Origin of the sequence: Ureibacillus xyleni (genome assembly GCF_900217795.1) — a bacterium.
Lineage (GTDB): Bacteria > Bacillota > Bacilli > Bacillales_A > Planococcaceae > Ureibacillus > Ureibacillus xyleni.
In genome coordinates, this window is record NZ_OBMQ01000015.1 from 88,590 (window position 1) to 110,090 (window position 21,501).

Here is a 21,501-nt window from a genome sequence, read left to right on the forward strand (position 1 = left end):
ATCGCTCAAAGCTTGTTAAAATACAGATGTATTGGACTTTAAACAACTTTAGCTCTATTCACCTATTCTAATTACGAGACATTTATACTATTATTCAATTAACTACTTATTTCGAAAATGGGAAAAAGTGTAGAAAGAAGTGGAGAAATTGGAATCGAATAAAAAGAAGTCTAATCTTTTAAAACGTCTTTTTATCAAAGAGTCAGATCCTTCCCCAACTGAAAAGGAAACCGAAATAAATCCTTTATTAATAAGGAAAAGTGAACCTGAAATTGATAAAAGGAAAGTACTCGTAAAAGAAACACAAGTTAATGATTTTGAATTAAGTCTTATGGACAATCTAAATAGCTTCCAATACATCTTTGATAATTTGTCATCTGGTATATGGATGCGTGAATCGCTTAATGGAAAATTTGTATTTGCCTCAAAAGGATTAGAGGATATTTTACAAATACCTTTAAACAAACTGTATGAAGACTCATCGATTTGGCTACAAATGGTCCATCCATCACATCGTAAAGAACTTGATGAAACCTTAGAATTAGTATCAAAAGGGAAAACAGTTCAAATACTTTATCGTTTAACTAGTGGTGAAGGGAAAACGAAATGGTTATTAGAGCAAATTGTGCCAAAAGTTAATAGTAACAATGATGTGCATCAAATTTTTGGGATGGTTACTGACATTACCCATGAAATGCATATAGAAGAGCAATTAAGTTATTTAGAGGAATTTGATTCTCTCACGGACCTCCCAAATCAAAAAAGCTTATTTAAACATTTGGATTTCCTTTGTAGAAGTGAAGAGCCATTTGCTGTTTTATATTTAGACATCGATCGTTTTAATGTTGTTAACAATTCTCTTGGTTATGCGATAGGAGATGAAGCGCTTAAACTCATTGCGAAACGTTTCTCGATGTTAACACCAGTAGACGGATATCTAGCTCGATTAAACGGTAATGATTTTATTATGATTGTAAAAAATTTCACCGACGTTAAAGAAATTTATCGATTTGCAGAAGAGATAAATAAAACGATAGCGCAGCCCTTTACGATTCAAGACTATGTTTTGCATTTATCTACAAGTATTGGTATTACGTTTTATCCAGAAGAGGGAAGAGACCGACAAGCTTTATTAGAAAATGCCCATACAGCACTTTACCAAGCTAAACGCCAAGGAAAAAATAATTATCAACTGTATTCCCACTCAAAAGATATTCCATCATTTAAGAAATATGTCCTTGATCGAGACATGCGTAATGCAATTAATAACGAAGAATTTGAGCTTTTTTTCCAACCACAAGTAGAACCAAGTAAAGGTTTATTAGTAGGAGCAGAGGTTTTAATTCGCTGGCATCATCCGGAATGGGGTGATATTTCTCCGGCCGAATTTATCCCTCTTGCAGAAGAAAATCATATGATTAATATGATTATCGATTGGGAAATTGAACAAATATGTTCTTTATTGAATGAATGGAATCGTAATAATTTCCCTTTATATCCGGTTTCCATCAATGTATCGCCAATTCGTTTTATGAAAAAGGGATTGGTGGAGTATGTAGCAGAACAAATTAAAAAATATAATGTAAACCCTAAATATTTAGAACTGGAAATTACGGAAAGTTCATTATTGAAAACGGATAATAATGTTTTAACGATTTTAAAAGAATTAAAAGAGTTAGGTGTGAAAGTTTCTGTCGATGATTTTGGTACAGGGTATTCATCATTGGACTATTTAAGAAATATCAAACCTGACACCATTAAAATTGATAAAACTTTTACGCAAAATATAAATGCACAAAGCGAAATTGACAAGGGAGTTATTTCTTCTGTTTTATTTTTAGGAAAGCGGCTAGGTATGAAGGTTGTCGCTGAAGGGGTCGAGGAGATTGAACAACTTGAATTTTTAAAGCAAAATGAATGTGACATTATTCAAGGTTATTTATTTTCTCCACCTGTGCCACAAAGTAAATACGAGAAAATGATTCAAGTAGGTTACTTAAAACCTGAAAAGAGATATAAAAAGAAAATAGGTTCAAAAGAAAACCGAAACTTCTATCGATTAGAATTTCCTTTCCACGTAAAGGGGAGAATGACAATTGCTGAAGTGAATAATCAAGCAGTAAATGTTGGCTCCACACCGATTTTACTAGAAAACATGAGTCTAGGTGGCATTAAAATTTTATCGAATTTAAAATTACCCGTAAACTCAAACATGAAATTTGAATTCGAATTTACCATTTTAAATGAAACCATTCGAGTATTTGGTGGGTTAAGATGGATCGACAATGTACATCCAGAAGTATATTCCTATGGAGTAAGCTTCAATCTAAACCGAAGTTTAGAGGATCGGCTTGCGAAAATCATTAACCGTATAACGACATTAAAAATTAAAAACGAAGCAATCCCTGATACAGACTTTATTTATGAACATGCTGTCGTCTATTTCAGAGAACGCTAAATTAAAACCCGATAAGCGCGCTTAAAGCTTATCGGGTTTAATATTAATTTAAATATGGTAGCACTTTTTCTTGTATTACTTGTTCGCCTGCACTTACCCATTTGTTTTGATCTTCAATGGATGCATCTTTGTCAATAGGTTCTTGGAATTGGCTAAAACCTGTCGCATCCATCATCGAACTGCCATCGTGTTCTAACCCCAAGTTTGCAATATGTTTAATGACATAAGGAGTTTCAAAACGAATATATGCATTTGGTGAATCCAGTACGCCTTGTGTCACGACAAAGGGCATACGTAAATAAATTGTTTCACCCTGTTCCCTAGAAAGGATTGAATCGAAAATCCCGCGATCGTAATCCCAATATCCGCCTAAAGTAAATCCAGCGTCCTTAATTGCCTTCTGTATTCTTCCAAATTCTGTGTATTTACCCTCTATATTTGATTCTAATTTTATCATCCTGAAGTCTCTCCCAATGCTTTTTTTCTCAGTTTAGACAGACTCTCAAAATGTAATACGATGTTTGCAAAAATTAATCAGTTAAAACAATTGGGTGCTTTAATAATTGACTTTGAAGCATTTTTAATGACTCATCTGCACTAGAAAAGGGCTCTCTTAAAAGTAATAAACGTTCGATATAGTCTACCAATGAATATGGCAAACGTAATTCCTCTTGCCAGCTCCGTTCTTTCTTTTGAGTAGGTGAATAATTTGAATAGAGAAGGAAAAGAAGGAAATGGCCTATAAAATATAGATCACTTATATGATTTTCTGCTCTTTTTGGATTGTCAATTTTATCGAAGTCTACATCCTCCTTCATATAGCAGGCCAAACCGAAATCGATAATGTATAAATCTTTCTCTTTAACTAATATATTGGGAATGCGTAAATCTCGATGAACAATGCCTTTTTTATGAAGAATCACGACATATTCAAGTAGCTGAGAAGTAATTTGTAAAGATTGTTCAACTGAATACGTTTTTCCATCTCTAAATATTGCTTGCTCAAATGTTTGACCGTCTATAAAGTCCATAATATAAAATGGGACTTCCTCAATCTTACCTTGTTCAATAACAGTAGGGGTATTAGGTAAATCTACTTCCTGAAGCAGTTGAATTTCTAAATTGAATTTATCCCGAAGTTTTTGGTTTTTTCGATGTTTGGCCTTCATCCTTTTTAGGACATAATTCTCTCCTGATGAAAGATGTTGAATTAAATAGGCCACTCCGTATGACCCTAGTCCTAACTCCTCAATATAGCGATATTGGGTTTTGTTATCAATATAGTCTTTAACAAAGTTATGGTATTTATTTTCCTTGAATGTGTTAAACATTTTTAACTTCCGAAGAAACTACCAGAGCTAAAGAAACTTTTTGAACTGAAGAAACCAGAGCGACTTTTATAGCTTTTTTTATAATGTTTATGGCCGTAATAGTTGTGTTTATTAGAATATTTCCTTTTACTGCTACTAGAATAGCGACGTTTACTGTGGCTTCCACCAAACAAGCTTTTTAAAAATTTTTCTAACATCCAATCAATCCTCTCTAAAATGAATAAACCGAAATAATCCTACTAATAATTTATTATACGATTCAAAATAATAGAAGTTTCAAAAATAAATGTACCGGGTACAGAAACAATTCAGAATTGTTTCTGTACCCGGTACGTTAAAAATTAGTCTTCCATATATACTTCGCCGTCTTTGTATGTCATTTGTTCTGGGTAGCGTAAGTTAATAACGGCATCTTGAATTTCTTGTGAAGGTGGTTTCGTTGCTAGGGATACGATGATATTTGTAGCAAATGCAGCAATTGCACCAAACACGCCGGCACCTGTATCGATAATACCTAAGATTGTAAATCCTCCATATTTAGCTGCAAAGATGTAGGATAATGTTACAGCTAAACCAACAAGTAAACCAGCAATTAGTCCTTGTGCATTAGCTCGTTTCCACCATACCCCAAGTACTAAGGCAGGGAAGAATGTACCTGTTGCGATTGCAAATGCCCAAGCAACAATTTGAGTAATTGCACCCGGTGGATCAAGCGCAACGAGACCAGCAAATAATGTTGCAATAACGATTGTTATACGACCAACTTTTAGACGTTGTTTGTCAGTTGCATCTGGTTTTAAAATTCGGTAATAAATATCATGTGCAAATGCTGATGAAATGGCGATTAGTAAACCACCCGCTGTAGATAAAGCTGCAGCCATCGCACCTGCTGCTACTAAACCAATAACAAAGATTCCTAGATTTGCAATTTCAGGAGTTGCCATTACGACAATATCGTTCGCAATTATTAATTCATTCCATTGAAGAATACCATCACCACTAGTATCCGCTACTTTTAATAAACCAGTATCTACCCAAGTTTTTGTCCAAGCAGGAAGTTCAGCAATTTTACTACCAGCCACTTGTGTCATTAAAATGAAGCGTGAGAAAGCAGCATAAGCAGGTGCAGAGAAGTATAATAACGCGATGAATAATAGTGCCCAAGCTCCTGACCAACGCGCAGCCTTCATTGTAGATACTGTATAGAATCGAGCAATTACGTGTGGAAGTCCTGCTGTACCAGCCATTAATGTAAACATAAGAGCAAGGAATTGCCACTTAGTACCTTTTTCAAAAGGAGCAAAATACTCAGAAAGCCCGAGTTCACGATCTAGCTCACCAAGTTTTCCTACAATATCTCCGTAAGATAACCATGGGAGAGGGTTACCTGTAATTTGTAACGACATGAAGACAACTGGAACAAGGTATGCAACAATTAATACAATGTATTGTGCTACTTGAGTCCATGTAATCCCTTTCATTCCGCCGAACGCTGCATAAATAGCAATTAAAACTACGCCAATCATTGTTCCAAGTTTCGCATCAATTTCAAATAATCTTCCAATAACTACACCAGAACCTGATAATTGGCCGATTGAGTATGTGAAACTAATAATCATCGTACAAATTGCCGCAATGATAAGTGCTGTATTACTTTTAAAGCGGTCACCGATAAATTCAGGAACTGTATAACTTCCTGACTTTCTTAACTGAGGTGCAAGTAGGAACGTTAAAAGCAAGTATCCTCCTGTCCACCCCATAATATATGCTAATCCATCGTAGCCTAGCATCATAATTGTACCGGCCATACCGATGAAGGAAGCCGCACTCATCCAATCGGCACCAATCGCCATACCGTTATAAATTGGAGGTACACCACGACCAGCAACATAGAAATCGGACGTTTCTTTTGCTTTATTATAGACAGCAATGAAAATATACAAAGCAAACGTAGCTAAAATGATCGCCAACGATGTTATAAATTGTGTATCCAAAAATCATCCCCCTTTATTTCGAATTCACCTTTAATGATCTACTGTTGTATTCCTACCAATCTCTTCATTTCTCTTATCATCAATGCCGTACTTTTTGTCAATTTTGTCCCCAACAAATGCATTAACAAAAAGTAAAATTATAAAAACTGCTAATGCCCCTTGAGCTCCCATAAAATAGTGGAATGGGAATCCGTTAAAATAAACATTACTTAGTGGCTCAGCAAATAATACAACTCCGTAAGAAACGATTGCCCAAATGATAAAATAGATGACCATATAGGTATTTTTCTCACGGAAATATGCATCCGCCTTAATTTTATCAATCTTTTTCACCATTTCACCCCTGTTCTAAATTTCCCCAATCTACAAAAGTTACAGATTACAATAATAAAATGCTGTAGCTTTTCCTCCTTTGATAAAAATTTATATATTGCTTTGACTCATAAATGAGACAAAGAAATCACCAAGGTTAACGAAGGTTAAAGGAAATAATTTAATAGCTGTGAGTTAGATGGAAAGCTGATAATTTGTCCAAAAACAAAAATTCGGGGAATGAGCTATTGTAGACTAAAGATAAATTTTACAGTTTCAATAAGTGGGGCTGGAACAAGGATAATTTCTACTACAATATAGACTACGATCACCACTACTGGCACTAGTAATAATACGAATCGTTTTTTCCATAATGCAATAGTAAGACAAATGAGAGTAATTAAGAGAAAAAAGTACTGAATGTCCATAACCTCCTTTTCCTGTGATTATCATATTTTTTTTTTTTAAAACTTATGTATAAAAACTTCACAATATTATCAATTTTATAAGAAAAGTTTGTCTAAAGTGATATGTAGATAGTAATAATATTGGAGAGTAATTTATCGTTTTACCATCTAAACTTGAAAATATTCCGGGATGAAAGAAACATTTTATTTAAAACAAAAGACCTTCTACATTCATTTGTAGAAAGGTCTTTAAACTGAATTTAAATAATATATTCCATAAAGTATTCAGCCATTTTTGGTAGGGGAATCTGTAGCTTCATCATAAGAGCAACACAGTTTGCAAGGATTATTTCAGACCCTTCCGAATGCTCTAATTGAATCCCATATTCTGATTCGATGAAATTTGCAAACTCCCATTTCTTCAATGAATTACATTTTTCTCCTCGATAATAACTATCCATTTCTAAATAGAGATTATCAAAAAACTCCTCGAACAGATCACTCCGCCTAATAAGTTGCTGATAAATATTATCTTGAATGGGTGCCTTTGATGCATATATATCATGTGCAACAATTTGAATAATATCTTCAACATCAATATACTCACTTGTTGTCTCCTCGATTTTCCATACTGAGGTAGTGAATAATGGGTGCGAATCAAGGGTTATAATATTTTCCAGTTTTTTACGAAGGAATTTCTTAAAAACAACTCCTTCTTCACGGACAAATAGTACTTCATACTGGAATGTCGTATCGAGATTAGAAGAATTGGATTCTTCTAAAATCGCATAACTTTCACCATAAAGAGTATCAATATACATTTGAATTGGTTCAAACTCGTAATAAATATTCCGATCAACTCTATGACCAAAATATTTTAAATACACATCTTGGACATCCTCTTTACTAGGATTAACAAGACAAAGACTGTACTTTTCTTTTGAAATAACAAATTGAAGCAAGAATTCAGCTCCTTCTAAGTTGTTAAGGACAAAATCGAAAAGGTGGGCAATCGAAAAAGCATGGTCGTTAAATGATATTCATAAAAATACATATTATTCGTAAAACTATTGATTTCGTTGTGCTAAGAAGGGCTTAGGCAATATACCAAAACATAGTGAGTAGGAAAAATTTCCAATATTATATAGGGATGTACAACCTACACGGGCACCTCCTTTTTCACATAGATTGTAGGTAGTTTAAAAAGAAAGGAGGATTTGAGGCTAGTGTATCCTTTTAATTTCGATGATGATCGATTTGATGAATCCCCACGCCGTAGAAGACGCCAACCTGGATTCCCTGGAGGAGGGCAAGGGCAATTTCCTGGTTTCCCAGGCGGGGGTCAACCACCGTTTGGAATGCCGGGTGGAGGTATGGGGCAAATGCAACCTCCAACAGCACCACCACCAAGTTTTACACCGCAAATGTCTACATTCCAACAACAAGAATTTTCCCGCCGTGGTGGAGTAGGCGGAATTAGACGTTGTATGTTCCGAAACACATTTATTTGGATGAGAAATGGAAATGCATTCTGGTTCTTCCCAATGCTTGTTTCAGGTAACCAAATCGTCGGTTTCCGATGGAGAGGAAATAGAGGTTGGGTGTTTGACTCAATCAACCGAAATAACATCATGTTCTTCCAATGCTACTAATACGCTATTAGGGAGAAATCAATACACCTTCGTTAATAAACTTAACGAAGGTGTATTTTATTTGCTATTTAATATAGTTGGTGACGAAGGACAAAACATCAGGAGGACCCAACTAAAACGGTGTTCATATTCATATCACTAGTGACAAAACATATTATCACACGAGAAAGGGGAGAGATTTAGTTTGTAAAAACACCCATATTTTAGGGGGCGGTAAAGATTTGTACAAAGTATGGTTTTTTGTTAGATTGAATATAGTTTTATACATAGAGGATATATAGCAGATAACTTGAGTACAAAATAAATTTGTGGGTAAATAATAATCACACTGATAGAAAGGGGTTTTGTATGACTAACATATTATTAATATTATTACTTCAACTGGTTTATGTACCGCTACTAACGTTAAGAACGATATTTTTAGTGAAAAATTTAACGTTATTTGCAGCGATATTTGGGATATTAGAAATGTTGATTTACGTTTTTGGCCTGTCCTTAGTCTTTAATGGAGATCAAAGTTTATTAGCGATGGTAGTTTACGCAGTAGGATTTGGATTGGGCATGTTTTTAGGAACGAAAATTGAGAATAAATTAGCAATTGGGTATGTTTATATAACAATCAATACACAAATGAAAAATCAAGAGCTCATTGATACATTGCGTACAAATGGATTTGCTATCACAACCTATGTAGGAGAGGGTAGAGATAGTGAACGGTTTAAATATGAAATTTTAGCAAAACGAAATCGAGAAAAAGAACTATTTGCTTTAGTTGAATCAATTGAACCAAAGGCATTTATCATCTCCTACGAACCAAAATCCTTTAAAGGTGGCTTCCTAGTAGATCGAATGAAAAAGCAAGCAAGAGAATTTAATAAAAGAGGGTTTTAGTTATTTTTGATAGTGGGTACTAAAACCCCAAAATAATTTTGAAAAAACTGCATCTCTTTAAAAGAGAATGCAGTTTTTTAGTTATCTTATTATATTGATATATTTGGCGTAAACATAGCCTTTCTTTTGACCATATTGAATGTAATACCAAGAACCTGTTTTGTTCAAAATAAGTACAGTGTTATCCGTTTGGAGCTTACCTAAAGAAGTAGAATTGGTAGAAGCTTTTTGTCGAATGAATACGTTGGAACCATTAATTTTACCAACATATCTTTTAGCAACTGAAAAATTATGTGTTCTTGTTGATTTGTTTCCAGCAACATCTTCTGCAACCACTAATAAAGTATAGGAACCGTTAGCTATATTTGAGACATTCCATAAAGCTGTTTGTTTTCCGATAGATTTTTCAGTATTATTTTCGATTTGTTTTACAATAGCTCCTTTGGCATTCTTCACATAGACAGAAACCATAGCTGCTTCATCCATCGTATAACTTAATGTTACATTTTTTTTGCTATTTTTATAAGTTGTCCCAATATTAGTGATAGCGGGAGCCTTTTCATCTTTTGGTATATTTAATGTGTATTTATGAATTGCAGATGAAACATTACCAGCTAAATCCGTTGTAATAATTCCAAAGGTATATGTTCCGTTTCCAATAGAGGAAACATCCCAAGGTACCACATATTTTCCCGGTGCTTGCTCTAATTTTTTCATAAAATATTGTAATATTACACCATTTGAATCTTTTATATAAATTGACGTGTTAACAGTTTCATTAATTGCATAAGTTAATGTCACCTTTTTTGAAGCATCGTAACTTGAAGAAATTTCACTAATAATAGGTACAGTACGGTCTACGTTGTCATCAACATCTGTTCCACTACCGATTTCCCCGATTGGTTGTTTAATAGGCTCCATTGGGGATGGACTAGAAGTTTTTATTGAAGGTTCATAAACTTTTACAATTGATATGCCTGTATAATAAAACTTCAAAATCTCAGCATAGGTTTTGCCGCCGTTTTCAGCCATTTTCTGTGCTCCCCATTGGCTCATCCCTACACCATGTCCGTCTCCGCGACCTGTAACTTGTACTATATTGGAATCTGTTTTAACTTCATCTACAAGATAACTCAACATAACACGATTCCCAATCATTGCACGAATTCTTGAAGAGTTCACGTTTGAATAGGAGACGCGTTGAGGCACTAACTTCCCAGTAGTATCTACTAAATCTTTAACTAAAAATTCAACAGTAATCGTACCGTTTTTAACACGACCACCTGAACCAGGATTAGAGAGTGCAAAAGTAGGGATTGCGGTAATTTTTATATCTTTATTTGCATATCCATTATTGTTTAACCAAGCTTTAATATTTGAAGCGATTAACGGATCAGCTTCTTTTGTAGAAGCCCACCATGTTGAAGACTTCGATAAATCTAATTTAGTTAAATCGATTTGTGTTTTATTAAAAGAATAATTCCATACAAATTTTGGGTCATAATTGTCTTCCTTAATTGTTAGGTAAGGTACTTGTGTATTTCCCCAAGCATTTGCATTACTTTCTGTCATACCACCGTTACTAGAAGAATATACAGCATCGATTAAACGACCATTATAATGAAGAACTTCTCCTTTAGTTTCGTCTACAGCTTTTGTTGTATTAGGTGTCCATACGTAACCACCATAAACTTGATAGGAAATTGTGTCGTTAATAATTCCACGATTGAGGTAGCTTGTTGCATATGTTCGGGCAGCAACTGCTTGTGTTTTTAAAGCTTCAACATTCCAAGATGGATACATTTCAATTGGAACAACGCCCTTTAAATAATCTTCCATATAAACTGAATTTATTGGTCGAACGTAACTGTTTTCAACAATAAAATCAAAACTTCCTAAATACGGACGATTGTTTATGGAAAGTTGACTTGTTGGAGAATTTGGCTTAACAGAAAAAGTTTGATATGAACCTAACAATGTACCATTTTTATATAAAGATAGTTTTCCACTAACTTGTTTTAATGTATAAGTTTCATTAGCCTTTAACACAACATTTTCATCGCTCGTTAAATAGTCACCATTTGGCTTTAAAGAAATCTCGGTTTTATTTCCTAAATAGTTCACTAATTTTACTTTTACAATCGGTTCACTTTCCTGCGCATTACTTTGTGAAATCGGAAGTAATGATAGACACATAGCTAGAACTACGAGTAAAAGTAGTGCTTTTTTCATTTAATTGTCCTCCGAATCTATTGTTATACTACTATTTAATAGTATATTGATAGTTCCAGAGAAACAATGTTAAATTGTTTCCAATAGAGTTGCAAATAGCATATGACATAAAAAACCAGGAAAGACTAAACGAGACATCTTTCCTGACTTAAAGTTTAATTTCTACTAATGCTTGGTTCAATTTCTTTCTTAAAGGCTTGTATTAATTGCTGGAGACGTTCGGAGTGGGCAGGACCATTTGGGTTAGGGTGATAATAATCGTTATCTTTTGATAGGACACCGAAATACGGGATATTACTTTCCTTTATTAATTCCAGCCATTTCTTCTTCTCTAATTCATAGAATCCAGAATTTTTTCCTTTCTCAACACCCCAACCAATTAAAATCCATGGATGTCTTTGAATTTCACTTAAAGACGGTCTAGTGATGGTAGGGTAATTACCTGTTGACTTTAAAGATTCAAATAGTTCGATTGCTTCTTTGCTTATTGCATTTTTTACATAGAATAAGTTGTAAATGTATAGTCTACCATTTAAATTGGAATGAGTTGCTTTCATAAATTTTACGAGTTGTCTCATAGTACGATCTAAAGATACTTCATCTGTATGTGCCCCAGTTTGGACGAGCTTTCGTCTCACTTCTCCCTTGAGTTGTGCTGAACCAGGATTTAACATTACTGCGGCACCAAGGGATTGACTAGAGGTACCGAATTGAATATACGTATTAGTACGGTAAACTTCTTCCCCGATTTGTTGAAAAGTTGCAATCGCTCTCACATTTTCCAAACAGCTAACCCCCAGTAAAATGTAGTGTTATTCATAATATTCTGTAATAGGGGGAAATATTAGCTTGATATTTTAATATATTTAATATCAATTGCTTGAAATTAATGGAGGGATATGGAAGAATTAATATGTTTCAAATTCAAGATATAGGAGAATAGAAAAATGGTGTTATTACAGGAAAAAGTAAGTGATTTTTATAACGCAGTAAAGGAAAGACGTACATATTATTCAATTAACAATGAAATAATTTTAACGAACGAAGAACTTGAAGAACTAATTAATTTATCGGTCTTACATGCACCATCTGCCTTTAATTCACAAGGTGATCGAGTAGTTTTATTAGTAGGTGAACAGCATACAAAGCTTTGGGACATCACAATCGAAACATTGAGTGAAAGATTGCCTGCAGACAGATTTGCCACAACTGAAGCGAAATTAAATGGATTCAAGAATGGTTATGGAACGGTATTATTTTTTGAAGACCTTGATGTTTCAAATGAACTCCAAGAAAAATTCCCTACGTACAAAGATAATATTCCTTCATGGTTCCAACAAAACTCAGGAATTCTACAATACATTGTTTGGACGGGCTTAGAGCAAGCAGGATACGGTGCTTCCGTGCAGCATTATAATCCACTAATCGATGAAAAAGTGCGTAAAGAATGGAATATACCAACAAGTTGGAATCTCCTTGCTCAAATGCCTTTTGGAAAACCAATTGCCCCTCCTAAGGAAAAGCAATATCAAAGCCTAGACCACCGAGTAAAAGTATTTAAATAAATAATTTATGGACCTTTAAGAGAAATCTTAAGGGTCTTTTTTCTTATTAGATACTTGAATCAAAGTCGTTTCAAAGTTTTCTTTAAAATGTTGACCAATGCCAAACAAATTGATATATTGTTTATATATTTATAAACATATGTAATAATCGTTTGTGGTTTAGGTAAACGAAATCGGAAAATGTTTTGGGAGGGACGTTATGTAATGAATTTAACCGACGTTTTCTGGAATGCCTCACTTGAAGAAATAAAGCGCGGATATAATGAGGATTCCAATCAGTTCACATGCCTGCTATGTGGTGTACATGTAGAAAAAGGTGTTATTTATCCAAACGGTGATGTTCTATATGAGGCTAGTCGCTTCATACGTTTACATGTTGAACAAGAACATGGTTCAGTATTCGAATACTTGCTTAGTCTTGATAAAAAGTTAACAGGTTTAACAGAACATCAAACCGCATTATTAAAACACTTTTATGCAGGAAAAAGTGATAAGGAAATACAACAGGAAATGGAAATTGGCAGTAGTTCAACGATTCGTCATCATCGCTTTGTGTTAAAAGAGAAGGAACGTCAAGCAAAAACACTACTTGCAATAATGGAACTGTTGAAGGAAAAGGATCAGTATGCGCCTGCATTTATCACACCCCATAAACACGCAAAAATGGTAGATGATCGATATGCAGTGACAACAGGGGAACAATCAAAAATATTAGAGAAGTATTTTTTACAAGGATTGGATGGACCATTAAGTAAATTTCCTCCGAAAGAAAAGCAACGCCTAGTAGTATTACGTGCAATTGCAAATCGACTTGATAGCAACATGAATTATTCAGAGAAAGAATTAAATGACATCCTAAAAGAGATATATGAAGACTATGTTTTAATTCGACGCTACTTAATAGAATATGCATTTCTTGAGCGAAAAGCAGATGGTAGTTCATATTGGGTGAAGAAATAAAGAGAGGGTTAAAAAGCATGGATCGAAAAAAAGAACTAAAACATCAATATCAAGAAATTGAAATAATAGCTGGTGTATATCAAATAAAAAATACCGAAAATGGAAAGATATTAATTGAAAGTACGAGAAATTTAAAAACAATTAACGGGGTTAAATTCACGCTAAATAACAATACACATTTTAACAAAAAATTACAGAAAGATTGGAACAAATTTGGAAAAGATGCGTTTTTAATAGAGGTGTTAGAAACTTTGAAGAAGGAGGATTCTCCGTATTTTAATGAAAAAGAAGCATTAAAAGAGCTAGAGGAAAAATGGCTATCTAAATGCCAACCTTTTGATGATGCTGGTTACAATTAAACTTAAATGGAGAAAATCAAAATGGAATTAATTTCAGAACAAGCAAAACCATCTATGTCCCTTCAAAAAATGATGGTTTTCTTTCTCATTCCGGTTGCATTTTCGAGTGTAATTCAATCCTTTGGGCAAGTGATAAGTACAATTATCGTCGGCCAAACATTAGGAGAAGATTCACTTGCTGCAATTTCAGCTTTCTTTCCATTGTTCTTTTTCCTCATATCCTTTGCAATAGGAATTGGGTCGGGAAGTTCAATTTTAGTAGGCCAAACCTATGGGGCTGGTAATATCCCAAAAATGAAAGAAGTTGTTGGAGTAACCCTTGCTGTTACATTGCTTCTTTCTGTTATTGTAGCTATTTTTGGAGGATTTTTTACGGAATCAATTTTAAAAATTATGGGAACTCCTGAAAACATTTTGGAGGAAAGTGCAAGTTATGCCAAAATCTTATTCTTAACACTCCCAATTATGTTCCTTTATATGAGCTACACAACATTTATTCGAGGAACGGGTGATTCGAAAACGCCCTTAATTTTTTTGATTATAAGTATCGTAATAAATGTCGCATTGCTACCTATTTTAATGTTTGGTTGGTTCGGTTTACCGGCCCTTGGGTTAAATGGTGCCGCATATGCATCTGTTTTCTCGAACTTAATAACATTTGTTTTATTACTTATTTATTTACACAAAAATGACCATGTAATTAAGCTAGACAAAATCATTATGAAAAATATCAATTTTAAAGGGGATATTATTAAAACCTTATTAAAATTGGCCATTCCATCCAGTATAAGTATGGTGGCAATTGCAATGGCTGAGGTTGCTGTAATTATCTTCGTCAATAGTTATGGCTCAGATGCAACGGCTGCCTATGGAATTGTTAATCAAATTGCAATGTACGTTCAAATTCCAGGGATGAGTGTCTCCATTGCCATTTCAGTATTCGTAGCACAAGCAATTGGCGCAGGTAATCAAGAAAATGTGAAGGAAATTACAAAACTAGGTTTAAAGTTAAGTTACTTGTTTGGCGGTGTTTTAATTATTATTGTCTACCTACTTGCAGAACCAATATTAAAATTGTTCTTAACAAGTGCAGATACGATTGGAATTGCAAAAGGGCTGATCCTAATTTCCTTTTGGAGTTATTTACTATTAGGACACGTGCAAGCAATTTCCGCGACAATGCGAGCGACTGGGGTTGTACTATGGCCAACAATTTTCTTAATCGGTAGCATTTGGGTTATTGAAGTACCTGCAGCATATTTACTGTCTAACTTCACAAGCTTAGGGATAAACGGAGTATGGTTAGCTTATCCAATTGCTTTTGCTGTTAACTTAGCTGCTCAATATTGCTACTATCACTTTATTTGGAAAAAGAAAACAATAAAATCCTTAGTATACGATTAAGGAAGCGAGTCTAGGTTCTTACTTAAGAATCTAGGCTTTTTTTATTTAATCGTTCATTACTTTTAAAAGGGATTAGTACTATATAGAAACATCAAATATGTAGAAAGGAGTGTACATTCCCTTGAAACTTCTTCACTTACTCTTAATAGCCTTTTGGTTCTTAGTAGGTGGTTGCATGGAGTTAGTGGAAGAGTTCGATGTTGAAACGGAACCAGCTATTATACCAGTTACCGGATTATCCGAGGTAAACGTTCCTAAAGAAGAGGTAATTGAAGAAAAAGTTACACTTCTGGATAACGGGTGTTATAGCAATGAAGTCTATATTGCAGGGGAAGAAACGTGTTCTTTAGTGATTGATTGTAATGATGAAGCTTCCTGTGTTAAATGGGGTAACGAATTGATAAAACAACTGGAATTTGAATATGGATCACTAGTATTAGAACAATCCGTTGCAACAGGAGAAGAGGGAATTACTGTTCTGACTACATATGATGTTGATAATGACGAAGAAACAATATACACCGAAACTGATATATCTGATGAAGAGATGGAATACCATGCCGATTTGTGGTTTAGCTTTAGTTGGCTTATCCCTGAAGAAGAACGAATAGAAATTAATCGTTTTGAAGTATTCGAAAGTGGAGACACGCTTGCATATGTTTCCTTACATGATGAGAATGGAGAGTATTGGACACTGGGCATGAATAATAAAAATGTTGAATTAGCTTCTGAAACTTTAGTTACATACTTACATGAGTATGCTCATTTCTTATCATAAAATCAAAACGAAATCGATTATTGGAAAGACAAAGATGCATGTAACACACTGTATTTACCAGATTCAGGTTGTTTTTATAAAGATGCTTACTTAACAAGTTTCTATCGTGAATTTTGGGAAGTTCCAGGAAGTGGGGATTTACATGATTTCTTTGTTTCCGAATATGCTCGCGTATCCCCAGAAGAAGATTTCGCTGAGTCATTTGCTCATTTTGTCTTAACCCAAACACCAGAAGGGAATACAGTAAAAGATGAGAAAATATTATACTTTTATCAATTTGAAGAACTTGTACAACTGCGAACGAAAATATTATCGCGGGTCGCTACATGGCTTGTGAGAAATGCAATATAAAAAAGAGGAGTCCCGAGGGTGAGGGATCTCCCAAATTGAGGTATGAATGATGGGTCGATATTGGCACTTATAAAACTAAGAAGTGGCTTTGTTCAAGAAAGAGGGGAGTTCTTGCAAGGAGATATCTTTCTTTTGTTTTAGCATATTCAATCTGAAATTGCCTATTAAGGACGTAAGCGGAGGAAGATAGATTATTAGGAAATTTTCTGAAAAAAATCCCCATCAATATTACGATGGGGAATGTGTTTTACTTCTTAATGAACTTTTCAATAGTTGGAATAAGTTCTTCGTGTAAAGGTAATGATGGATCAGTATAAGTAGCGAGGTTCGCATCAACATCGGTCGGTGCATTCTTTAAGACGTGATTCATGCCCTCAATGATTACCGTCTCATCGGCTGATTGTCGTAATGCCTCAACATCTTTGTCAATTACTTGAATATCAGACGTACCATGAATAACAAATTTAGGATTTGTGACTTTTTCTAATTCCTCTTTTGGGTCGTACTTTATCCAGGATGTTAAGTATGGTTGGCTTGGAACAGGGAAGATCATTTTTAATTCATTTGACATGTCTTCAACGATTTCTCCAGCTTTTACCTTTGCTAAAATCTCTTTACTTTCTTTAACTAGTTCAGGAGAAAGTTGTGCGCTTAGTTGATCAATCATGACCTCATCGATTCTACGACCAGTACCTGCAAGTAGTATTAGGGAATCGACTGTCTCTTTTTGTACTGCTAAAGTACTAAGGATTGCTCCTTCGCTATGTCCAATCACATGTACGGAAGTAAACGAATCTTGAGAATTAGCATAAGCGATAATACTAGCAACATCTTTTGCAAAGTCATAGAATTGAACTGCATTCGGGTCCTTCACTATTATTGTATTTTCTCCTATACCACGCTTATCATAACGAATCGTTGCAATATTCTTTTCTGCTAATTGTTCAGCTAGCATTTTGTAGCTATCGGACTTCACCCCTGCAACGGAATTTCCGTTTTTATCTGTAGGACCACTTCCAGCCACGATGATTGCAACAGGGGATGGTTCACCATTTTTTGCTTTTTGAAGGGCAACTTTTAAATCTCCACCTTCTACAGGAATTAAAACTTGCTCGTAACTCGTTTCTTCCTTTGCTGTGCTGTCGTTAGGTGTAAAGATTACCGGGAAAGTTGCTCCATTTTGGGTAAACGTACCTTCAATCTCTCCGTTAGCTATTTTCCCTTTTATTGAAATCTTTTGCCCTTGTAGATTAATCGCAATATCTACTGCATCTTCATTATAACGGATACTTTCAAACGGGAAGTTTTCTAATCCTTGCACAGGTACTGAAAATGTCCCTGTTGTTTCTTCCAGCTTGATGATTACCGGTAGTGGTGAATTTGGTATTTCAATATTTCCTGCCCATTCCCCGAAAAATTGTGTATTCATGGTTTGTTCCTCCTCATTTTTTGATTTTCCTTTATCTGTACCTTCAGCGTTACATCCTACAAGTGTTAGTAATGCAATAAAACATATAGCGAACCATTTTTTCATATTTATTAACTCCTTATGTTAAATTCAAATGATGCTTTAAGTTTAAAATAAGTGCCTTATAATCTTGACGTTCCTGAAGTGGAGCAAGAATAGGGTGGTCTGTAACGTTTGCCAATATATCTTTTTTTATAGAAGCTACATCCCTTGGTGAAAAATCTCCAAGTGCCATTTCTTTTCTCATCCAGTTTTCAAGTAAGTCAAAATAAGCATCACCTTTTAAGTGAATCGGGAATGTCAAACTATTTACTAAACGACCATAAAGTTGCAACATTTTCATTGCTTCTTCATGTCGTTGTTGCATCATATTGCAATAGGCTGCTTTAATATAGAAGACAAGAGCTGCATTTACATTTAGCTTCTCAACATGGAATTCTTTAATGAGTAATTCCATTCGTTTAATGGTTTCATCAAAATGTTCAATATTTTCAACCTCAAGCATTAGCGAATCCGTTGCACTAGAGATGAGGCCGAATAAGTGCTGGTACATACTAATTTGAAGTGTTTCTCTTGCTTTATCCGGTCGGTTCATCATCGTTTGTGCAGTGGCAATAATATTTTCAGTTCCGAATTCAACTTGAATGTGATCACCTAATAGTTCAAGTACTTTTTCTGCTTCATTCAACATTAGAAATGCTGTCGCTTCTACAATCTCCGCTTTATGAACATATTTATATTCTTGGGTGTGATGACGTACACGCTCACATAATTCAACAACTCGGTTTAAAACTTCTTCAGGGTGCTCAGCTTGTTTATGATAATTTAGGTATAGTAAAGCGAGTTCCAGCAATAAGGGGAAGCATGAATAATATTCCTTTACATAGTTTTCTATTTCTTGTTGGACTTCTGTAAATGTTTGAATACTAAACTTTTCCGCGAGTTGGGTATATAATTTCTGAATATTTTCTTGAGTCATTTGTGGTTCGTAACCAAGAAGTGCATCGATTGATAAGTTAAAAAATGTTGCAAGTTTAGGTAGTAACGTAATGTCTGGATAACTTAGCCCAGTTTCCCACTTCGAAACAGCTGCTTTCGACACGCCAACATATTGGGCAACTTGTTCTTGTGTAATACCAATCTCTTTACGCAATGTACTAATGCGAGTAGCAAATTGAAAACCTGTCATATATCCCATCCCTTTCTAGCTCCAGTATATGGGATAATTATAAGGAAAACTAACGAGTGGTAGTTAATAATAGTTGATTAAATCAACTAACGGTGAACTTTCTATTCGTAATAAGCGCAAAAAATCCCCTTCGCCTAATGCGTTGGGGATGTTGTTTTAATGGAAACGATGTATTAATTGTTGTTATAGTTCCCTGTAACTGATAAAGAATGTATGTTAATTTAACCCATTAATGAAAGCTTCAATTTCTTCCTGTGTTTTGCGATCTTTGCTAACGAAACGTCCGATTTCTTCCCCATTATTATAGGCTAGGAAACTTGGAATGCCGAAAATATCTAATTTGATACATAAATCGATATACTCATCTCGATCTACCTTAACAAAGCGATAATCAGTATATTTTTCTTCAATTGCTGGCATAACTGGATCAATAAAGCGGCAATCTCCACACCAATCAGCAGAAAACATGAAAATTGTACGACCATTTAATTTTAATTGTTCAAACTGTTCAAGTGATTGTAAATTCTCCATATAAAAATTCCTCCAAGCATTTTTAAAATTAGGCTTCAATAATAATATCTCATGGATGAGCAAAATAATAAATTGAATTGCAATGTGAAGTCATGGTTTTGTTTTTTTCGGACATTATATTAAAAGAAAGGAGGCTTATTATTGGTTCGACATTTAATACCGCTTTTAATATTAACAATAATCTGTAGTTCCATTTCACCTGAGATTGTACGAGCTAATGAAAAACCTTCTAGAGAGGAAATCATACAGCAGCGAATGTCTATGTACGTACAGTTTCAGGATTATATTGTTCCTTGGTATTACTTAGCTGCTATTGATCAGTATGAACGCAATATACAAGATGTTCGCAAGGATATTCCGAAACGTGACAGCACCGTTGCCATTCAGTTCTCTAAAGAATATTGGGCAGGCGCAATGAACCCAATAATGGATGATACATCGCCTTTTACAATTAAATACTTCGGGGGATTAGGTCTTGATGGCAATGGTGATGGAATCGCAAGTTCAGATGATGATGAAGATATTATGTTTACAATAAGTAATTACTTGAGCAAATTTGGACCGAATGAAGAGGATTTTAAAATTGCTTTATGGGAGTATTACCAAAGTGAACTGGTCGTAAAACAAATCTTATCCATAGCAAAACTATATAAGCATTATAATACAATTGATTTAGATACACATGTTTTCCCGGTTCCTGTTCGAGGCTACAATTATAGCTATAGAGGAACTTGGGGTGCCAATCGTGGCTGGGGCGGAAGACGTATACATGAAGGAACAGACATTTTTGCTGGGTATAGTACACCTGTTGTTTCAACTTCATATGGCGTAATAGAAGTAATGGGATGGAACGAGTTTGGAGGTTGGCGCGTTGGAATTCGGGACAACCATAACACGTATCATTACTATGCACACTTAGCTTATTTCAATAAAGGTTTAAAAGTGGGAGATATTGTAGAACCAGGTACCCTCCTTGGTGGTGTAGGAAGCACTGGGTATGGTAAAGAAGGTACATCAGGTAAATTCCCACCACATTTACATTATGGTATGTACAAATTTAACGGTCGAACTGAATGGGCATTTGACCCATACCCTTCACTAATGCAATGGGAAAAATACACTCGACAACAGCATAAAAAATAGCTTATAAGGTTGTTCCAATTTGGAGCAACCTTTTTATATACTTTTTTACAAAACAATGTTGACATACATTTTCAGGACGTGTATAGTAATACAAGTCGTTACTATGACAAACTTAATTGCGAGAATGATGTTGATATTGAAGATGTTTGTAAATGAAAAATGTTGACAATCGTTTGTAAAATTGATAAACTAATAAAGTTGTTTCGCAAAGCAATTAATTCACTTCTGAAAAGATTTGAAAAAAGTATTGACATTAAAACTTAAAAGATGCTAATATATAAAAGTCGCTTTCGAGATAACGACAATGAACTTTGAAAACTGAACAACAAAACGTTAATGAATATAATTTCTCATTAATTTGAGAAACATTTTGACATCAATTTTGATGCCAGCAAATTTGAGCTTTATCAAATTCTTTTATGGAGAGTTTGATCCTGGCTCAGGACGAACGCTGGCGGCGTGCCTAATACATGCAA

20 protein-coding genes and 1 rRNA gene are annotated in these 21,501 nt (G+C 34.6%); 10 read left to right on the forward strand and 11 right to left on the reverse strand.

Annotation, left to right across the window (positions count from 1 at the left end):
* The first annotated feature begins 148 nt into the window (after positions 1 to 148).
* Positions 149 to 2,458, forward strand: coding sequence for an EAL domain-containing protein (locus CRO00_RS17245; protein WP_097074913.1), 2,310 nt, complete (start codon positions 149 to 151; stop codon positions 2,456 to 2,458).
* 43 nt (positions 2,459 to 2,501) lie between these two features.
* Here CRO00_RS17245 and CRO00_RS17250 read toward each other — a convergent pair whose 3' ends face one another.
* The 6 genes from CRO00_RS17250 to CRO00_RS17280 all read right to left on the reverse strand — a co-directional run bounded on the left by CRO00_RS17250 (position 2,502) and on the right by CRO00_RS17280 (position 7,464).
* The gene (locus CRO00_RS17250) at positions 2,502 to 2,915 is read right to left on the reverse strand and encodes a YugN family protein (RefSeq protein ID WP_097074914.1); all 414 of its coding nucleotides are present in this window, start codon (positions 2,913 to 2,915) and stop codon (positions 2,502 to 2,504) included.
* Between the two features lie 73 nt (positions 2,916 to 2,988).
* Entirely contained in the window at positions 2,989 to 3,789 is an 801-nt protein-coding gene (locus tag CRO00_RS17255) for a serine/threonine-protein kinase (protein ID WP_097074915.1), read from the reverse strand.
* Positions 3,790 to 4,130: 341 nt separating this feature from the next.
* Positions 4,131 to 5,783 (reverse strand): sodium:solute symporter family protein, encoded by a 1,653-nt coding sequence (locus CRO00_RS17265; protein ID WP_097074917.1) that lies wholly within the window; start codon positions 5,781 to 5,783, stop codon positions 4,131 to 4,133.
* Between the two features lie 30 nt (positions 5,784 to 5,813).
* Positions 5,814 to 6,116 carry a DUF4212 domain-containing protein gene (locus CRO00_RS17270; RefSeq protein ID WP_097074918.1) on the reverse strand — a complete coding sequence of 101 codons (303 nt, stop codon included), beginning with the start codon at positions 6,114 to 6,116 and terminating at the stop codon, positions 5,814 to 5,816.
* Between the two features lie 224 nt (positions 6,117 to 6,340).
* Positions 6,341 to 6,523, reverse strand: coding sequence for a hypothetical protein (locus CRO00_RS17275; RefSeq protein ID WP_097074919.1), 183 nt, complete (start codon positions 6,521 to 6,523; stop codon positions 6,341 to 6,343).
* Between the two features lie 239 nt (positions 6,524 to 6,762).
* On the reverse strand, positions 6,763 to 7,464 hold the full coding sequence (locus CRO00_RS17280; RefSeq protein WP_097074920.1) for a hypothetical protein: 702 nt from the start codon (positions 7,462 to 7,464) through the stop codon (positions 6,763 to 6,765).
* Positions 7,465 to 7,728: 264 nt separating this feature from the next.
* Here CRO00_RS17280 and CRO00_RS17285 point away from each other — a divergent pair, with 264 nt between their 5' ends.
* Both CRO00_RS17285 and CRO00_RS17290 read left to right on the forward strand, forming a co-directional pair.
* A complete protein-coding gene (locus tag CRO00_RS17285) occupies positions 7,729 to 8,154 on the forward strand; it encodes a hypothetical protein (protein WP_097074921.1) in 426 nt (141 codons plus the stop codon).
* A gap of 348 nt (positions 8,155 to 8,502) precedes the next feature.
* Entirely contained in the window at positions 8,503 to 9,045 is a 543-nt protein-coding gene (locus tag CRO00_RS17290) for a DUF2179 domain-containing protein (RefSeq protein WP_097074922.1), read from the forward strand.
* Positions 9,046 to 9,126: 81 nt separating this feature from the next.
* Here CRO00_RS17290 and CRO00_RS17295 read toward each other — a convergent pair whose 3' ends face one another.
* Positions 9,127 to 11,277, reverse strand: coding sequence for a SpoIID/LytB domain-containing protein (locus CRO00_RS17295; RefSeq protein WP_097074923.1), 2,151 nt, complete (start codon positions 11,275 to 11,277; stop codon positions 9,127 to 9,129).
* A gap of 155 nt (positions 11,278 to 11,432) precedes the next feature.
* Positions 11,433 to 12,062 (reverse strand): DUF1643 domain-containing protein, encoded by a 630-nt coding sequence (locus CRO00_RS17300; protein WP_097074924.1) that lies wholly within the window; start codon positions 12,060 to 12,062, stop codon positions 11,433 to 11,435.
* 162 nt (positions 12,063 to 12,224) lie between these two features.
* On the opposite strand from CRO00_RS17300, the gene CRO00_RS17305 reads away from it, so the two are divergent.
* The 5 genes from CRO00_RS17305 (at position 12,225) to CRO00_RS17325 (ending at position 16,343) form a co-directional block, all read left to right on the forward strand.
* Entirely contained in the window at positions 12,225 to 12,842 is a 618-nt protein-coding gene (locus CRO00_RS17305) for a nitroreductase family protein (protein ID WP_097074925.1), read from the forward strand.
* A 204-nt stretch (positions 12,843 to 13,046) separates the two neighbouring features.
* On the forward strand, positions 13,047 to 13,802 hold the full coding sequence (locus CRO00_RS17310) for a DUF2087 domain-containing protein (RefSeq protein ID WP_097074926.1): 756 nt from the start codon (positions 13,047 to 13,049) through the stop codon (positions 13,800 to 13,802).
* Between the two features lie 17 nt (positions 13,803 to 13,819).
* Positions 13,820 to 14,161: a GIY-YIG nuclease family protein gene (locus CRO00_RS17315; protein ID WP_097074938.1), complete on the forward strand. Its 342-nt coding sequence runs from the start codon at positions 13,820 to 13,822 to the stop codon at positions 14,159 to 14,161.
* 21 nt (positions 14,162 to 14,182) lie between these two features.
* Complete coding sequence (locus CRO00_RS17320; RefSeq protein ID WP_097074927.1) at positions 14,183 to 15,565, forward strand: MATE family efflux transporter; 1,383 nt, start codon at positions 14,183 to 14,185, stop codon at positions 15,563 to 15,565.
* A 121-nt stretch (positions 15,566 to 15,686) separates the two neighbouring features.
* Complete coding sequence (locus CRO00_RS17325; RefSeq protein WP_161946722.1) at positions 15,687 to 16,343, forward strand: hypothetical protein; 657 nt, start codon at positions 15,687 to 15,689, stop codon at positions 16,341 to 16,343.
* A 598-nt stretch (positions 16,344 to 16,941) separates the two neighbouring features.
* Here the strand turns inward: CRO00_RS17325 and CRO00_RS17330 are convergent.
* The 3 genes from CRO00_RS17330 to CRO00_RS17340 form a co-directional block, all read right to left on the reverse strand.
* Positions 16,942 to 18,228 (reverse strand): alpha/beta hydrolase, encoded by a 1,287-nt coding sequence (locus CRO00_RS17330; protein ID WP_097074929.1) that lies wholly within the window; start codon positions 18,226 to 18,228, stop codon positions 16,942 to 16,944.
* A gap of 13 nt (positions 18,229 to 18,241) precedes the next feature.
* Positions 18,242 to 19,351, reverse strand: coding sequence for a helix-turn-helix domain-containing protein (locus CRO00_RS17335; protein ID WP_161946723.1), 1,110 nt, complete (start codon positions 19,349 to 19,351; stop codon positions 18,242 to 18,244).
* A gap of 216 nt (positions 19,352 to 19,567) precedes the next feature.
* Positions 19,568 to 19,882 carry a thioredoxin family protein gene (locus CRO00_RS17340; RefSeq protein ID WP_097074931.1) on the reverse strand — a complete coding sequence of 105 codons (315 nt, stop codon included), beginning with the start codon at positions 19,880 to 19,882 and terminating at the stop codon, positions 19,568 to 19,570.
* 141 nt (positions 19,883 to 20,023) lie between these two features.
* Here CRO00_RS17340 and CRO00_RS17345 point away from each other — a divergent pair, with 141 nt between their 5' ends.
* Together CRO00_RS17345 and CRO00_RS17350 are read left to right on the forward strand one after the other, a co-directional pair.
* On the forward strand, positions 20,024 to 21,025 hold the full coding sequence (locus CRO00_RS17345) for a M23 family metallopeptidase (protein ID WP_419865886.1): 1,002 nt from the start codon (positions 20,024 to 20,026) through the stop codon (positions 21,023 to 21,025).
* Positions 21,026 to 21,441: 416 nt separating this feature from the next.
* A 16S ribosomal RNA gene (locus tag CRO00_RS17350) occupies positions 21,442 to 21,501 on the forward strand; the annotation flags it as partial.

What these genes read in the sequence shown, in the direction of transcription:
- CRO00_RS17250 (WP_097074914.1), bottom strand. Translation starts at nt 2,915, where the DNA reads ATGATAAAATTAGAATCAAATATAGAGGGTAAATACACAGAATTTGGA.
- CRO00_RS17255 (WP_097074915.1), bottom strand. Translation starts at nt 3,789, where the DNA reads ATGTTTAACACATTCAAGGAAAATAAATACCATAACTTTGTTAAAGAC.
- CRO00_RS17275 (WP_097074919.1), bottom strand. Translation starts at nt 6,523, where the DNA reads ATGGACATTCAGTACTTTTTTCTCTTAATTACTCTCATTTGTCTTACT.
- CRO00_RS17290 (WP_097074922.1), top strand. Translation starts at nt 8,503, where the DNA reads ATGACTAACATATTATTAATATTATTACTTCAACTGGTTTATGTACCG.
- CRO00_RS17295 (WP_097074923.1), bottom strand. Translation starts at nt 11,277, where the DNA reads ATGAAAAAAGCACTACTTTTACTCGTAGTTCTAGCTATGTGTCTATCA.
- CRO00_RS17305 (WP_097074925.1), top strand. Translation starts at nt 12,225, where the DNA reads ATGGTGTTATTACAGGAAAAAGTAAGTGATTTTTATAACGCAGTAAAG.
- CRO00_RS17310 (WP_097074926.1), top strand. Translation starts at nt 13,047, where the DNA reads ATGAATTTAACCGACGTTTTCTGGAATGCCTCACTTGAAGAAATAAAG.
- CRO00_RS17315 (WP_097074938.1), top strand. Translation starts at nt 13,820, where the DNA reads ATGGATCGAAAAAAAGAACTAAAACATCAATATCAAGAAATTGAAATA.
- CRO00_RS17320 (WP_097074927.1), top strand. Translation starts at nt 14,183, where the DNA reads ATGGAATTAATTTCAGAACAAGCAAAACCATCTATGTCCCTTCAAAAA.
- CRO00_RS17330 (WP_097074929.1), bottom strand. Translation starts at nt 18,228, where the DNA reads ATGAAAAAATGGTTCGCTATATGTTTTATTGCATTACTAACACTTGTA.
- CRO00_RS17335 (WP_161946723.1), bottom strand. Translation starts at nt 19,351, where the DNA reads ATGACAGGTTTTCAATTTGCTACTCGCATTAGTACATTGCGTAAAGAG.
- CRO00_RS17340 (WP_097074931.1), bottom strand. Translation starts at nt 19,882, where the DNA reads ATGGAGAATTTACAATCACTTGAACAGTTTGAACAATTAAAATTAAAT.